General features: G+C 45.8%; 14 protein-coding genes and 1 other annotated feature. Of the genes, 3 read left to right on the top strand and 11 right to left on the bottom strand.

The annotated features are described in order from the left end of the window. Positions 1-4: 4 nt before the first annotated feature. The 5 genes from G9U52_RS27710 to asd form a co-directional block, all read right to left on the bottom strand. On the bottom strand, positions 5-913 hold the full coding sequence (locus tag G9U52_RS27710) for a sugar phosphate isomerase/epimerase family protein (RefSeq protein WP_311764935.1): 909 nt from the start codon (positions 911-913) through the stop codon (positions 5-7). A 65-nt stretch (positions 914-978) separates the two neighbouring features. Beyond that, a complete protein-coding gene (locus tag G9U52_RS27705) occupies positions 979-2664 on the bottom strand; it encodes an extracellular solute-binding protein (RefSeq protein WP_166153902.1) in 1686 nt (561 codons plus the stop codon). A 105-nt stretch (positions 2665-2769) separates the two neighbouring features. Next, complete coding sequence (locus tag G9U52_RS27700) at positions 2770-3666, bottom strand: carbohydrate ABC transporter permease (protein WP_166153901.1); 897 nt, start codon at positions 3664-3666, stop codon at positions 2770-2772. Positions 3667-3681: 15 nt separating this feature from the next. After that, positions 3682-4650 (bottom strand): ABC transporter permease, encoded by a 969-nt coding sequence (locus G9U52_RS27695; RefSeq protein ID WP_166153900.1) that lies wholly within the window; start codon positions 4648-4650, stop codon positions 3682-3684. A 317-nt stretch (positions 4651-4967) separates the two neighbouring features. Then, positions 4968-6053, bottom strand: coding sequence for an aspartate-semialdehyde dehydrogenase (gene asd / locus G9U52_RS27690; protein WP_166153899.1), 1086 nt, complete (start codon positions 6051-6053; stop codon positions 4968-4970). A gap of 279 nt (positions 6054-6332) precedes the next feature. Between asd and G9U52_RS27685 the strand changes: the two genes are divergently transcribed. Next, the gene (locus G9U52_RS27685) at positions 6333-7046 is read left to right on the top strand and encodes a sulfite exporter TauE/SafE family protein (protein WP_207953241.1); all 714 of its coding nucleotides are present in this window, start codon (positions 6333-6335) and stop codon (positions 7044-7046) included. A gap of 152 nt (positions 7047-7198) precedes the next feature. Here the strand turns inward: G9U52_RS27685 and G9U52_RS27680 are convergent, their stop codons facing one another. The 4 genes from G9U52_RS27680 to G9U52_RS27665 all read right to left on the bottom strand — a co-directional run bounded on the left by G9U52_RS27680 (position 7199) and on the right by G9U52_RS27665 (position 13225). Beyond that, positions 7199-8611: a HEAT repeat domain-containing protein gene (locus G9U52_RS27680; protein WP_166153898.1), complete on the bottom strand. Its 1413-nt coding sequence runs from the start codon at positions 8609-8611 to the stop codon at positions 7199-7201. A 241-nt stretch (positions 8612-8852) separates the two neighbouring features. Further along, entirely contained in the window at positions 8853-10967 is a 2115-nt protein-coding gene (locus tag G9U52_RS27675) for an ABC transporter ATP-binding protein (RefSeq protein WP_166153897.1), read from the bottom strand. Next, positions 10964-12775: an ABC transporter ATP-binding protein gene (locus tag G9U52_RS27670; protein WP_166153896.1), complete on the bottom strand. Its 1812-nt coding sequence runs from the start codon at positions 12773-12775 to the stop codon at positions 10964-10966. Before G9U52_RS27670 ends, G9U52_RS27675 begins: the two co-directional genes overlap by 4 nt. Before the next feature lie 123 nt (positions 12776-12898). Then, positions 12899-13225: a hypothetical protein gene (locus tag G9U52_RS27665; protein ID WP_166153895.1), complete on the bottom strand. Its 327-nt coding sequence runs from the start codon at positions 13223-13225 to the stop codon at positions 12899-12901. Between the two features lie 118 nt (positions 13226-13343). Here G9U52_RS27665 and G9U52_RS27660 point away from each other — a divergent pair, with 118 nt between their 5' ends. Next, entirely contained in the window at positions 13344-14324 is a 981-nt protein-coding gene (locus G9U52_RS27660; protein WP_166153894.1) for a metal-dependent hydrolase, read from the top strand. Between the two features lie 175 nt (positions 14325-14499). Here the strand turns inward: G9U52_RS27660 and G9U52_RS27655 are convergent, their stop codons facing one another. Then, complete coding sequence (locus tag G9U52_RS27655) at positions 14500-14727, bottom strand: alpha/beta-type small acid-soluble spore protein (RefSeq protein WP_166153893.1); 228 nt, start codon at positions 14725-14727, stop codon at positions 14500-14502. Between the two features lie 156 nt (positions 14728-14883). On the opposite strand from G9U52_RS27655, the gene G9U52_RS27650 reads away from it, so the two are divergent. After that, the gene (locus G9U52_RS27650) at positions 14884-15063 is read left to right on the top strand and encodes a DUF5325 family protein (protein WP_166153892.1); all 180 of its coding nucleotides are present in this window, start codon (positions 14884-14886) and stop codon (positions 15061-15063) included. Between the two features lie 29 nt (positions 15064-15092). On the opposite strand, the gene trpS is transcribed toward G9U52_RS27650, so the two are convergent. Continuing rightward, complete coding sequence (gene trpS / locus G9U52_RS27645) at positions 15093-16076, bottom strand: tryptophan--tRNA ligase (protein ID WP_166153891.1); 984 nt, start codon at positions 16074-16076, stop codon at positions 15093-15095. Positions 16077-16139: 63 nt separating this feature from the next. Beyond that, positions 16140-16419 (bottom strand) — a binding site (T-box leader). Between the last annotated feature and the right edge of the window lie 8 nt (positions 16420-16427).

The following is a 16427-nucleotide window of genomic DNA, read 5'->3' as shown; positions in this document are numbered from 1 at the left end:
TCCTTTATACATGCTGCATCCCTTTCAAATAAGCCACGCTTTGCTTATAGAAGTCCGCCTGCTGCGTACGCACATCCAACTCCGGGTTCCATCTCATCCAACCAGGTTCAATAATCAGATGCAAGCCCTTGGCACGAGGGCTCCGTTGGGCCAATAGCTGTACGGCTCTGTGTAAATTCACATGCCCATCACCAAATGGGCACCCATATGCTGTGAAGGGAATCGTTCCGCCTACCGTAGAGCCAACCACAATCATATCCTTCATATGCGTAGTAAACGCATACGGCGCAAGCGCTTCAATATCATCATTAGGGTCACAAAATACGGTAAATCCATTAGCCGTATCGAGTGCAGCTCCCACATGAGCCGAATCCACGCTATCCAACAGCTGCGCCATCTCACGTCCTGTAAAATCACAATGATTTTCCACTGCCAATAAAATATCGGCATCCTTGGCGATCGCTGCGGCCTCCTTCAATGCAGGCAGCAGGGAATTGATATGATCGTGAACGCTCATACTGCGGTTAAACCGGCTACTCGCTATCTGTAACCTACCATATCCGGTTCTAACCACCGGAATTTGCAGCAGCTTCGCTGTTTCAATCGTCTCTATGAATTGGGCTTTCATCTCTGCATTGACGTTCGCCCCCGCTAATTGAAAAACGCCGGGTACGGACGTTTCCAGCTCAATCCCTAACGATTCCGCCAGCTTTCCTATGGCATCCAGCATGGATGGCTCCTTAGGGAGATACCGAGTTTGCAGCACCGTACAACCAAGCTCGGCGGAAAGATGGAGCAGCCATTCTGCTGTATGCTCCTCCAAGATGTCCTTGGGAACGGGATAAAATCCGCCTTGCATGCCAATTTTCATAGAACTTATGGTCGCTCTAATCGCTGCATCCGCTACTAACACCAATAGGCTCATCCCCTTTTAACGAAGAACAGGGAAGATGGTTTTTCTCCCCGTTGCCTCCGTATTTATTTTTTGCTTCCCTTCCATTTGGCATCATATTCTTTTTGCATAATCGAGACATATTCATCGTTGCCTATATTCTTGAGCTCAGCTTGGAACTTATCCCAATCCTTCTCGATATCGCGGTTTCCTACAATAAAGTCAGCAATATCTGCTTCCATTTTTTTGTTAATCTCCGTTTTTAATTCATTAAAGCGGGTTGCCGTCTTGGGCTCAAAAAAGAACTTCGGTATCGATACCTTGCCTGCAGTTTTATCGTACAACTTGGCGGCATCGAACAGCACCTTTTCCAAGTCAAATTTCCCTTCTGGAAGCACCTCTCTGGAATCAGAGCCGAACGACGGCCATGTCGTGTTAGCCCCCTGCCAATGTGTATTTTGTGGCTCCTGCCATAAATCCTTACCTACCAGCTTGAATTTGGCCGGTTCGCCATTAGCTGCAAGCGTGCCCTTCGGCACTTCCCAATTCACGCCCTGCACACCGTAACGGCTGCGTAAATAAGCTTCCTGGCCGTACATGAAGTCGACCAATTTCATAACAACGTCCGCATTTTTGCCATTCGCCGGAATGGCGAACTGGTAGGAGCCAACAATACCAAACTCATTGAAATACGAGGTTTGAAAGCCGCCTGGACCTTTTAAAGGAGGGACAATTTCATAATTCATTCTCGTAGCATCATTAGCCGCAAAAGCGTGAGGTCCACCACTCGGAACCGCAGCAACGCTATTCCCGTTATTCAGCTCGACGATTTGCTTTAATTGTGCCTCATCATTGGTGAAAGAGGTCTGGTCAATTAATCCTTCCTTAGAGAGTTTATTGAGGTAACGTATCCCATCTCTCCATGCTGGAGTCGTATACGCGGCGATTACCTTATCATCCTTTACATACAAACCATTGCTGTCCTGATAAGTAAACGCATTCATAATAAACTGGTCGGCTTTGGCAAACCAGCTCGATTTCGAACCGGCGATGCCGATTTCATCCTTCTTGCCGTTACCATTTGGATCTTTTTCCTTGGCAGCCTTTAAATATTGATAGAGCTCATCTGTTGTTGTAGGCACAGACATATTCAAGCTTTTCAGGAACGACTTATTGACCCAAAATCGCATGGCGCGGTCACAATTATAGCAAATCCCTACTTGCGGGATCCCATAAATATGCCCGTCAGGGGCAGTGGTAGCCTGCTTAATATTCGGAATCTCCGTGTACATTTTTTTTAGATTCACGCCATGCTTATCCACTAAATCTTCGATTTTTCGAATAATCCCTTGCGAACCGTAAGTAGCGAGCGAAGAGTTATCCAAAGCAAAGTTGCCCATAATCAGATCCCCAAGATCTCCACCTGATGAGAGCTCCAGATTGAGCTTGGTTTTTGCATCAGCCGCCGGATAGAAATTCCATTTAATATGAACATTCGTCTGATCCTCCAGCCAGGTGGTTAGCTCGTTTTTTCCATACTCCCATGAAAGAACGGTCGGGCTTGAAGGTACCGTAATCGTAATCGTGACCTTTTCCTTGGAAATGGGCAATGCGCCTGCGGTCGATAGACCCGTGTTTGCCGATTCTTCTTTCTTTGCCGTTTCTTCTTTCTTTGCCGTTTCTGCCGGTTTTTCTGAAGAACACCCGCTCAACACCACAAACGCGCATAATAAGGTAACTACAATGCGGTTACTCACCCTACTTGTTCTCATAGATATGCTCCCTTCGATTTTCGTACCTTTCCTGTCATGTTTACAATCAAATCAGCCCTTAGCGTGTTTCACGCTAATATCGACTGATGAACAACCTAACCCTGTTCAACCTTTAATTGATCCAATCATGACCCCTTTGACAAAATATTTCTGCACAAACGGGTAGACGATCCATATCGGTAGACTGGCAACAATAATGATCGAATATTTCAACAGATCGGCCAGCCCCTGCTTTTTGGTCATAGATTCGGGATCAGTGATTGACGCTGGATCGACCTCATTCTGAATTAGAATATCTCGAAGAATGATTTGCAGCGGGAAAAGCTCCTTGCTTTTCAAATAAATAAAGGCGTTAAAGTAAGCATTCCAATGGGAAACGCCATAAAAGAGAACCAGAACAGCTATGATGGCTTTGGACAAAGGCAGTACAATACTCCACAAAAACCTTAGGTGCGAGCAGCCATCCATAGATGCGGCTTCAAAAAGCTCGTGGCTGATCGTTGACTGGAAAAAGGTACGGGCAATAATCATATTCCAGACGGCGATAGCACCGGGAATTAATAAGGCCCACGGTGTATCAATCATCCCCAGCTGTTTGACCAACAAGTAATTGGGAATCAAGCCGCCGTGAAAAATCATCGTAAACGCGAATAGATACATAATGAAATTGCGGCCTACCATCGTTTTACGAGATAAGGGATAGGCGACCATAATCGTGAGCACCACATTAATGAATGTTCCCACAACTGTATAAAATATAGTATTGGCATAAGAGGGAAGAATTCTTGGATCCTTCAATATTGCGGTATATCCTTCTAGGGAAAAATTAACTGGCCACAAAAACACTTTTCCCGAAACGACAGCCAGCCTGTCACTGAAGGAAGCACTGAAAATATATATAATCGGATACAAGACAATTAGCAGCGCACACAGCAATATCAAATCATTGATTAAATAAAAAATTTTGTCGGCATTCGTTAGTCCAACTCGGTTGGATTTCATGCTCTTCCCCCTCCTTTACCATAAGCTTGTTTGTCCTACCTTTTTGGCAATCTGGTTAACTGCCAAAATGATTGTCATATTAACAATGGAATTAAATAAACCGATAGCGGTTGCATAGGAGTAATTGGGAGCACTTGAAGCAAGACTGACTGAGTAAACGTAGGTTGAAATAACTTCGGAGGAAGAAATGTTCAATGGGTTCTGCATTAAATATATTTTTTCAAAGCCAATGCCCATAATCGAGCCGGCATGCAAGATGAGAAGTGTCACAATCGTTGGAAGGATTCCAGGAATATCCACATGCCTGATCCGCTGCAGCCTGCTCGCTCCATCAATCGTTGCAGCCTCATGAATCTCGGGGCTTATGGCGGATAATGCCGCCAAATAAATGATTGTTCCCCACCCTGTCGTTTGCCAGATGCCAGACCATACATATATCGACTTAAACCAATTGGGGTCACCCATGAAATTGAGCGCATCAATACCGAATAAACCCATGCCTGTATTCACGATACCTACTCGAGGATTGAGGAACTGCAGAATCATACCAACCATCACCACAGTGGATATAAAGAAAGGCATGTAAGTGACGAATTGAACGGTCTGCTTGAATTTGCTTCTAAGTGTTGCGTTCAACGCCAAAGCAATCACAATTGGGAGTGGGAACCCAGCTATAAGCTCATAAAAGCTAATAATTAACGTGTTGCCAACTACCTTCGTGAACTGGTAGGAATAAAAAAACTTTTCGAAATATTCCATCCCCGCCCATGGACTTCCCCATATACCATCCATAATTCTGAAATTTTTGAATGCCAGCTGAAGGCCAAACATCGGAACATAATGGAACAGAATCAGCCAAGCAACAGGTAAAATAATAATTAAGTACAATTGATAATCATGCCTCATTTGTCTGAGCCGTATTATATGGTCTCGCCTAGCAGTCGATATCTTCTTCGCAACCACCTTTACTGTTGTTGATTGCATATTACTAAACCACTCCTTTTCAGGACAAAATTTATTGAAGCGTTTACATTTCCATATAGTTAACATTGATTTCAGATTTGTTGTTAGTTTATACCCACTTATAAAAAAACGACATATCCAAATCGAGTCCCATATTTACCCATTTCGACACACTTATGGAAGTTGTGCATTCCCCCTCCCCTTATCAATTTACTTATCAACAATTGATCCACAGGACGTTTCAGATATCATATCCTATACAAAAAAACAGCAAGCCCCGAAGTATTATCGGAATGCTTGCTGTTTGGACACCTGCTCAATTTAATTTACGTACGTGCTTACTTTGCCTGAATGTAACCTTCTGCTTTAAGCAGTTCGGCGATCAGAACAGCGCCACCTGCTGCTCCGCGTAAGGTATTATGCGACAGTCCTACAAATTTATAATCGTAAATGGAATCCTCGCGCAATCTGCCTGTCGAAACGCCCATACCACGCTCAATATCACGATCTAGCTTTGTCTGCGGCCTGTTCTCTTCTTCAAAATACGTAATAAACTGCTTCGGTGCGCTAGGCAGTCCAAGCTCCTGCGGCCGTCCTTTGAAGTGCAGCCAGCGATCGAGAATTTCTGCTTTGGAGGGCTTATTCTCGAAGGATACAAATACCGTAGCCAAATGTCCATCCGTAACTGGAACCCGAATGCACTGCGTTGTAATTATAGGTGCATTGGCTTTTACAATTTCATTATTGACAATGCTGCCCCAAATCCGCAGGGGCTCCTGCTCGCTTTTTTCTTCCTCGCCACCAATATAAGGGATAACATTGTCCAGCATATCCGGCCAATCGGTAAAATTTTTACCGGCTCCGGAAATCGCTTGATACGTCGATGCCACCACTTGGGTTGGTTTATAATCCAACAGTGCATGAAGTGCCGGCACATAGCTTTGAATGGAGCAGTTGGGCTTAACGGCAATAAATCCGGTCGAGGTTCCCAGCCGTTTTCTCTGTGCAGCAATCACATCAATATGCCCTGGATTAATTTCCGGAATGACCATCGGGATGTCTGGCGTCCAACGGTGAGCCGAATTATTGGAAATAACGGGCGTGCCCGTTTTGGCATATGCCTCTTCCAAATCTTGAATTTCATTCTTTTTCATATCAACAGCACAAAAAATAAAGTCGACATCCTGGGCAACTTCCTCTACTTTAGATGCATCCTGAACGACGATATTTTTCACGCCTTCAGGAATTGCGCTAGAAAGCTTCCATCTGCCTTGTACCGATTCTTCATAAGTTTTACCTGCCGAGCTGGCACTGGCTGCAATAGCCGTTACCTGAAACCAAGGATGCTGATCCAGCAACTCAACAAACCGCTGGCCAACCATGCCCGTTCCTCCGACAATACCCACTTTCAGTTTTTCTGTCATATATGATTCAAATCCTTTCAAAATGCCATGAATAATGACATATTATCATTGTACTGAATTATAAAGGATATGAAGTAGTATCTCAATATGCTTATTCTTTTCTTTTGCGTGTGAACGTGATTAATGAGAAAATAATAGCGAACAAGCTTGATTTAATCATCTTGTTCACACAGTTTATGGATTATTAGTGAATATTTATATTCATTCCTCTGTAAGATAGTTCACAAATCGGTTCCTTTTTTAAAGCTAGGAGGATTTTGTCTGGGAACTTATATATTTGTGCTTCTTGCAGGACTAGCAGCGGGTGCAGTCAGCGGAGTTATTGGAACAGGCTCATCGATCATTTTATTACCTGTTCTTGTGTTTGCATTTGGGCCCAAAGAGGCCGTCCCCATCATGGCAATGGCTGCGATTATGGGAAATCTAGCAAGAGTAATGGCTTGGTGGAGGGAAATCGATTGGAAGGCCTTTGCTGCTTATTCGATTACAGGTGTGCCCGCCGCTGCTTTTGGTGCACGAACATTATGGATATTACCTGTGGATATGATCAACATCGGGCTTGGTCTATTTTTTCTTCTGATGATTCCCACCAGGCATTGGCTTAAATCACGGAATTTTCAAATCAGCTTATGGCAATTATCCATTGCTGGGGCCATCATCGGCTTCATGACCGGCATGGTTCTGTCGACTGGCCCCCTCAGTGTGCCAGCGTTCACCTCCTATGGACTGCTGAAGGGTGCTTTCCTCTCAACCGAAGCAGCAAGTTCGCTTGTCCTTTATATCAGTAAAGTTGTGACCTTCAGAGAGCTAGGGGCTCTTCCCTTGGAAATTATTTCACAAGGACTGATCGTTGGCGCTTCTCTCATGCTCGGTACATTCGCCGGTAAGGCTATTGTACTCCGGTTAAATGTGGGTACATTTCAATATTTATTAGATGCTCTATTGCTTGGCTCCGGGCTGTTATTGCTGTGGGCTGCTTTATTCCAAAGCTGAGAAACCCAAGCCTGTCTGGGCTAAGGTATTCAAACAGGAGGTACACCAACTACGCTGCCTACTGCACCTTAGGCAGCTAACCCCCTCGTTACTTTAATAGCAAAAGAGGAGCTCCCCGAAAGCAAGCTCCTTCACTATTACATCCAATTGCGTTAAAACGTGCTTTGCGGAGTGGTTGTCGGGCACCAGCGCGAGTTCAGCAGAAACTCGATCAGCACGTTTTTGGCGGAATCTGTACCAATATAATGCAGCGCCTCGGCGGCATGGCCGCGTACGTAGCGATTATCGTCATCAAGCGCTTCCTCCAGAGCAGGAACTGCCGCCTCTGCGATCGCTCCCATCCTGCACAGCGACAATCCGGCAATGAAACGAACTTGCACATCCCCATCCTTCAGGCAGCGGATAAGCGCATCGACTACTTGCTCTGACGGAGTCCCGATCATGGCCAACGCCTCCGCAACCGTTTGCCGAATAACGGCATTCGTCGAAGCGTCGAGCAATGCCACAAGCTTCGGTATCACCGAAGCCGCAAGCTGCCGCAATTCTCCCAGCGCAAATACGGCATGTACGACAGTTTCCACACGATCTTCAGAAAGCGCTGCCTCCAATCCCGCCACAGCACCGGACCCGGCAGCAGATAAACCATATGCCGCGGTACGTGAAACCTTGACGTTATCATGGAGCAAAGCCTGCAGCAGCGCCTTTATCCCCGCTTCTCCCATACCTGCCAGCTTGTAGGACGCATTGATGGCATCCGGTTCGTATGCACCTTCAAGCTGGTCCACCTTCTCTTGTATGTTCAACGTCTCCGTTTCTGCTTCTGTATCCGCCAAGCTGCCTAACTTGCCGGACAGCCAGTTCCAAGTCTCTTTCCAAACTACTTCTTGTTTAGCTATATCTGTACTGAAAGCTGTAGGAGCACTCCACTCGTCTTCTTTGCAATCCCAGCTCGGAGCTACTGGCGCTTGCGTCCGCATAAATTCAAATTTCAGCATATATCTAGGCTTGCCTAGCGTATTCGGTGTGGAGCGGTGCCAAATATCGTAATGGATCAAGGCAAACGTGCCAGCCTTGCCGCTTGCAGTCGCTTCGCCCTGGGGATCTTCCTCCGTAAACGTGCGGCTCTCGTAATTTTGTGTACCCGGCATGACCCCGGTCGGCCCCAGCTCTATCGGCGTATCCTGCGGGAAATACATGACCATCGCCCACCATGGATGATGGTTGCGCATTTTTTTGTGGCCCCAGTAGCTGTCCTTATGCCAGCCACCCGCCTTAGGAGAAGCATTAAAATGTCCATGTCTGTGGGTGTGCATCAAATAATCAGGTCCAAGAACACTGGTTAGTGCTCCCGTCACGATCGGATGATCGAATACTTTTTGCAAATCACGAATACGCGGCAGCAGATTATTGCCTGGATTGCCTTCCTGCTCGTACACCTGATTCAACTGCTCGGCCAATTTGTGATGGAAAGCTTCTGGAAAATCAGTATTAAGAATTAGAAATCCTTCAGTAATAAACGTTCTCATTTGCTCATCGTTCAACAATACTGGAATGCCACGTGCCATGATCGTACCTCCCAAATAAAATGTAAATGTGTTCTTATTGCAAGTATACGGGGACTTACAGCGTAAACCCATACAGGATGATAATCAAAATTTGCACAATATTAAGGTCTCATATCAAGGTGTAAGCAAAAAAAAAGACAATAGAATCATTTTCAATCTGCGAAAAACAGAAAAAGCTTAAGCACTATCTCTGCTTAAGCTTACTAATATATCGAGGGAGTTAATGAACGGGATCTAACGACTACCTAGCCGTCGGCATTGGCTTCTGCTCCTTAAACTGGAGCTCATACAGCCGGTGGTAATAACCACGTTGTGTTAGCAATTGGAAATGGTTGCCGATCTCACGAACCTTCCCCTTGTGCATCACGATAATTTGGTCCGCATGCTGAATCGTGGACAAGCGATGGGCTACGATCATCGTCGTGCGCCCTGCGGAAATATTATGAAGCGCATGCTGGACAATGATTTCGGTTTCTGTATCGATATTGGAGGTGGCTTCATCCAGTATAAGAATTTGCGGCCGGAAAGCGATCGCTCTGGCAAAGGATAGAAGCTGCCGCTGGCCCAGCGATAAATTAATCCCCCGCTCGCCGAGCGCCGTTTTATAGCCGTCGGGCATGCCGCGGATAAATTCATCCATATGTACCATTTTCGCGGCTTCGACAACCTCATCTTCTGTAATATCAGTATTGTTCAAACGGATATTCGAGGAAATATCGCCTGTAAACAGGAACACATCCTGCTGCACAATACTGATGCAGCGACGCAACTCATCCATCGGAATATCCCGAATATCAATGCCATCAAGGCGGATGCTGCCCTTCTGGATATCGTAGAACCGGTTGATGAGCTGGATGATCGAGCTTTTGCCAGCTCCAGTTGCCCCAACAAAAGCAATCGTTTGCCCGGGCTGGATCGTGAAGCTTACATCCTTAAGCACCCATTCTTCCTTATTATAGGCAAACCACACATGGTCAAATGTAATTTCGCCGCGTACTTTGTCCGGCAAGCTTTGGGTCTTCTTAGCATCTACAATAGATGGCTTTTCGTCCAGCATTTCGAAAATTCGCTCCGCACCAACCATAGCCGTCTGGATTTGGTTATATTTCTCAGCGAGGCTTAAGAGCGGCTGGAAAAACTGCCGTACATAATGCGTAAACGCATAAACCACACCGAAAGTAATACTGCCATCCATTACACTGGCTCCCCCGTACCACAAGAGCAGGGCAATCGACAGATTACCGAGAAAACCAATCGCCGGTTGAAATACCGAGTTTATCGTAGTAGAGCGCATACCCGCCTTGTAATAATCAGTGTTATGCTTGTCAAAATGCTGCTCCTGCCGTTCCTCACGGATAAATAGCTGGGTAATACGAATACCTGAGAGGTTCTCGGCAAGAAACGAATTGAGCCGGGATAAAATAACCCGGGTATCCCGTTGTGCTTTACGCATCGCGCGGCGGAACCAGAAGGTCATCACTGCCAACACGGGCAGCACTAAAAATGAAAGCAACGCGAGCTTCATACTCATTTGCATCATAATGAGAATAATACCGAGAAGCATAATCACATCTTTAATCAGATTAACTACAACCTGTGAATATAATTGGTTTAAGGACTCCGTGTCCTGAGTTACCCTGACGACAAGCCGGCCAACAGGGTTGCGGTCAAAGTAGGACATCGACATTTTGCTCAAATGCTTGAATAACATTTCTCGTATGTTGAAAATAATGCGTTGCCCCGTGTACTGCAGCAGATTGCTTTGTAAGTAGCTGAGCAAAGAGGCTGCCGTTACCGTCAGCAGGAACAAAGCACCGATCTTGGCAAAGCCGATATAATCCTGCTTGCGAAATAATCCCATCGTTGTCTCGTCAAGCATAACCGCCTCGAAAATTTGGTTGTCCGCGGAGATCCGGGCATTCCCGGCTCCATCCATGCTTAGCAGCTTGACCTCGCTATCTTGGGTCGTTAACCAGCCTTTAATAAGGAAGTCCTGATTATCTGCGCGCACAATTTGCACCTTCTCTGCTTCAGCGGGGAAGCCTCCGGCTTGAACGGCTTCAGGCTCAATTCTTGCATAGTCCCGCCCATTCCAGCTCATAAGCGGATCATAGGCATCGAGCTTGGGGCTTTGTACACTTTCGATGGCAAGCATCGGTTTATTCAATCCATTGATATGCCCATCAATCGCTACTTTCATCAAGTAAGGTCTGGCCAAGTCAGAAACTACGATTAAAAAAGCCAAGAAAATACAGAACACAACCATTTTCCAATAAGGCTTGGCATAGGACAACAACCGCGACAAGAGCTGGCTATCCTTGATATACTTAATATCTTTCTCTATATGGATGTTCATACGCCCGCTCCTTCTTGGGACAGGGTGGCCTGGATGCTGTCATCGTCTTGGCCATCCTGGCGCTCCGCTTCCTGGTCTAGCTGCTGCTTATGATACAAATCCGCATAAATTCCATTTCGTTGCAGCAGCTTCTCATGGGTTCCTCGTTCCACAATTTGGCCTGCTTCCATAACTATAATTTGATCGGCACCTTGAACCGAAGAAATCCGATGGCCGATAATGATCGTGGTCCGTTTGTTCATAACCGACTTTAAGCCTTCTAAAATTAAATCCTCCGTAATGGTGTCAACAGCCGATAAGCTGTCATCAAATATCAGGATTGATGGTTTTTTAATAATAGCCCGGGCAATACTTACGCGCTGGCGCTGTCCGCCGGATAGCGAAATGCCGCGTTCGCCCAAAGTGGTATCAAATTGATCGGGAAACTCTACAATATTCTCATACACCTGCGCCACCTTCGAGGCTTCCACCACCTGCTCGTCCGTGTAAGGATGCGGATCAAAACCGATATTATCGCGAATTGTGGAGGAGAACAGGAATTGGTCCTGCGGCACAATTCCAATTTGCCCGCGTAGAATATTCAGCGGGATTTCATGGATATCCCGTCCGTCTATAAAGACAGTGCCCTCAGGTGGATTATGCAGCCTGACCAGTAGATGCACAAGCGTGCTTTTGCCGCTGCCCACACGCCCAACTATCGCTAGGCTAGTGCCTTTGGGTACCTTAAGTGAAACGTTTTTCAGCATAGGGCGATCTTCTTCTTCTGGGTAAGCAAAGGTCAGATTGCGGACCTCTATCTCCCCACCTATACGCTCAATCGTTTGGTCAGCAACCAAATCATCAATGACCTGGGGTTGGGTATTGAATATTTCCATAATACGCTTCTCCGAAGCTTTACCACGCTGCATCAGGTTAACAACCTTGCCCAGGTTCTCAATGGGTCCCATCAATAGAGAAAGATAGGTGTTAAAGGCTACGAATTGGCCCAACGTAATCACATGGTTAAGCACCATAACACCGCCCATCACGACAGAAACCAGAAAGCTGAAACCAACGATACCCGTGCTTAAGGAGCTGAATAAGGAGTTGGTACGGACGAATTTGCGGTTCATATCAACAGCATGCTCGTTATCCTTCGTGAATAGCTTGCTCTCTTCTTTTTCTTGCACAAAAGCCTTGACGACCCTAATCCCGGCAGTAAATTCCTGCACACGGCTCGTTAAATCGGAAATGGCACTCTGCATGTTAGCCGATTGCTTTTGAATACGATCATTAAAACGGTAGGCCAATATACTGAGCAAGGGCAAGGGCAGCATCGTTACTAACGTCAACCAAGGGTTAACCGATGTTACCATCGCTATCACCGACACCGTAATTAACAGGATCGCCTCTAAAATATTAAAATATCCTTGCATCGATACCTCACGGATGACCTGCACATCACTAATCGCATGTGACATCAAATCGCCAATCCGTTGATTATTGAAATATTGGGCGGATAGCTTCTCCCAATGCTTGAACAAATCACCGCGCACGCGCGTCTCCAGCACCCGCGCCAAACGGAACAAATAAATCCGGCTTGTCGAGCGAAATATCGCAATCCCGAGTCCAACTGCTGTCATCCATATAGCGAACTGGATCGTTTCGCCATAGGTCAGGCTAGAAATCTGAAGCCGGTCTGTAAATTGCCCCAATAGTACAGGAATTAGCAATTGAAGCAAGCTTGAAATGGACAATAATGCAAATCCGATAACATACGACCAGCGGTAATTCTTAATGTGATTCCAGAAAATACTCGTTCGTTCCATCTGTATCCCTCCGCGTTCCCCCGCCATGTAAGCGTATCTATATCCGTACCAATAGAAAGGCTATAGTAAGATTACCGCGATTGGTAAAAAGATACCATGGATTTACTTATCTCAAATTATGGACTATCTTACTTTATTAAAATGCCATATATGGATTTTTGCTGCTCCTCCTTCAATCCATGAGTCCAGCCTACGCCAATCTACGTCTATATAGCCTGCTACTGGCCCAGGCTCGACCAAAGGCCGTTCTATATCGGATTTCCTGCTTGTTTTCATCCGTTCAAAAGCCTCTCGAGTCATCCCATTCCAAACCTCAATGAACAAACCTGGCTGGTCAACGCCTTCAAGAAGCTCCATCTCCGGGTTTTTATCTTTAACGTTTTGGATCCAACCTGAATAAACTGGTCGATGTTGGGGTAATATTTGATATTCAACAAAAACTTTAGACATTTTTTCACCTCTGTTGCTTTATTTTAAGGCAGAAAATGATAAACTATAAGTAATGCACGCATAGGCAACACTTACGAAGTAAGTGATCCGTACAGGATCACTCATAGGAGGTAACCGCATGGATAGTGGAACACATCTAGTGATTGGATTCGGTTTGGCGGGGCTGGCTCATATCGATCCCATTGTAGCTACCAACCCTATGATTGCCACCGCGGTCTTAATCGGAACCGTAGTTGGTTCACAAGCTCCTGACCTAGACACGCTTTTACGGTTCAAAAGCAATGCCTCTTATATTAAAAACCATCGCGGTCGCTCCCATTCTATTCCTGCGGTGCTTATATGGACGGTACTGATCACCTTCATCCTTACCCTGCTGTTCGATAGCCTTCCTATTGCCCATGTGGGCATGTGGGTTTTTATCGCGGTTGCTTTTCACGTATTCACCGATTTATTCAATACATATGGTACCCAAGCTTTTCGACCCTTCACGGAGAAATGGATTGCTTGGAATATTATCCATATTTTTGACCCGTTCATCTTTCTATCCCATATCGTAGCTATTTTCTTATGGTCTGTCCAATTGGTTCAGCCCGAAGTGATATTCCCTATTTTATATGGCTGCTTGGCCGTGTATTATATATGGAGGTCATGGCATCATCACCAATTGGAAACAGGGCTTTACCAAAAGGACCCCATTTATGAGCAGGGTGACAGCTATACTTTAATTCCGACCTTTAACCTTAACTTTTGGCAAATTGTAAAACGCAAAAAGGATGGCCAGTTTGTTTTAGGCGAATATAAAAACAGTCGCATCAAATGGGTCGATGAGGTAGCCTGTGCGGTACATCCAGCTATTGAGATATCCAAGCAGCACAATGATATTGCTTCCTTCCTATACTTCACCTCGTTTGCCTGCTCGGATTTACGCAGCCATGATTGGGGCTATGAGGTGCGTTGGGCGGATGTCCGCTATAGGCATCGCAAACAATATCCTTTCGTTGCCGTTCTTCTGCTGGACAATGAATTGAATCCGATTGATTCTTATGTGGGCTGGGTCAGTGATACCCGCCTTGAAAAGAAGCTTCGCGTCAATACATGATCGCCGTCTGAGCTACAGCATCATATTGGTACACATCTTATGGGCTGTTGCGGCAGCCCTTTCGTTATGGGGTTTACAATAAAAACTTGCATGTAAAAAAGCCCAAGGATAAAAGCTAGTTGCGCTTCTATACCTTAGGCTTATAGGATTAGGGAATTTAGCGATCAGCTACGGTTTAACGCGTTTGTCCACCTGCAAGCGATTGTTCAGCGATTTGCACCAAACGGCGGGTAATATGACCGCCAATGGCTCCAGTGTCGCGTGTTGCCATATAACCATAATAGCCGTCTTGCGGGATTTGGATGCCCAGCTCTTGGGCTACCTCATACTTCAATTGCTCTATTGCAGATGATGCTTGCGGTACCACTAGTACATTACTGTTACGGGATTGTCCTTGTGCCATGATAATCAATTCTCCTTTCAAATCTGAATGAATAACTTTGATGTATTTGTTGCTTGTCTTGCAAGCTTATTATGTGATATTAAAAGAAAAGTATACATGGCTTCGATTAAAAAAATTAAATTTCAAAATATGCTTGAAAGAGGCTGAACAACCCTTATGAATAAAAGCTTGGCTCTACTATTCGCAGTCATTGGCACTGCACTTCTTGCTTCCATCAGCTATGCAATGAGTATCGGAAACATTTGGCTGGTCCTGTTATTCTCGATTGTTTCGCTTTTTTTTATCGGATTTGGCTTTATCGTGAAAGCTAAAATAAGAAAACGCAATGGCGGCTAGAAATTAGTCAGCATTGCGTTTTTTTTCATTCATAGTACTAGAAAACCCATCTTCTCTTTGGTCACCCGCAGTGTTTTCTCTGCTTGCTCTATGGCACGCCCAGCGCCTTGGCGAAGAATATTATAAATCTCTCCGGACTCGCGAATCTCGTGATACCGCTGCTGCAAGGGCTCCAGCACCGCTACTACGCGTTCAGCCAATTCCTTCTTGAACGGCCCGTAGCCCTGCCCGTCATACATAAGCTCAATTTCAGCTATCGTTAAATCAGAGCATTGCGCATAAATGCTTAACAGATTGCTGACCTCTGGCTTATGCTGCGGGTCATATTTGACCTCGCGCCCGGAGTCGGTTACGGCTCGGCTTATTTTTTTGCGAACAACATCAGGCGGATCCAGCAAAGTGATAAAGCTGCCTTGATTAGGGCTGCTTTTGCTCATTTTCTTCGAGGCATCGTCCAAGGACATGATTCGTGCGCCCACCTTCGGCATATACGGCTCAGGCAATGTGAAGGTGTCGCCATAGCGCTGGTTGAAGCGTTGGGCCAGGTCACGGGTCAGCTCCAAATGCTGCTTTTGGTCGTCGCCGACTGGCACTAAATCTGCATTGTACAGCAAAATATCAGCAGCCATTAACGAAGGGTAAGTGAACAGCCCTGCACCTACGGATTCCTTGCCTGTAGATTTGTCTTTAAACTGCGTCATCCGCTCCAGCTCACCCATATAGGTTAATGTGGTCAGCAACCATCCCAGCTCAGCGTGCTGGTGCACATGGGACTGCAGGAAGATCGTAGCCTTCGCAGGATCGATCCCCGCGGCGATATAGAGCGCTATGACCGATTCGCTTTGCTCCTTCAATGCCTCCGGTTCCTGTGGCACCGTTATGGCGTGCATATCTACTGCCATAAAATAACAATCGTGGGTGTGCTGCAAGGCGACAAAATTTTTAATCGCCCCGATGTAATTGCCCAATGTTAGCTTGCCGCTTGGCTGAATGCCAGATAATACTCTTTTCATTAGTATTGCCCCCTTATTTCTTCGTGGTTTGATAGCTGCCTAGAAACGCAAAAAAGCCCCATTGTAAGGGACGAATAACCGTGGTGCCACCCTATTTCGCCTAAAGATCAGAACACTTATTACACAAAAGTGTCCGGCATTAAGCCTTACCTCCTATAACGGGGAGTTTCCGGACAAGCCTCGGATGGGGATAAATGCCTTATTGCTTGCAGGCATTTATCTTTGCATCGTTCAACTGTCAGCTCAAGGACCCATTCAACGCAAGCTTTCTACCGGTTCACAGCGACCACCGGCTCTCTGAAAGAAATGGCTGTCATTTACTTGTTCCTGTCATTGCTAATCCTGTTTATC

This window comes from Paenibacillus agricola, from assembly GCF_011440305.1.
GTDB lineage: Bacteria > Bacillota > Bacilli > Paenibacillales > NBRC-103111 > Paenibacillus_S > Paenibacillus_S agricola.
This window is presented reverse-complemented; position numbering and strand designations above follow the sequence as displayed.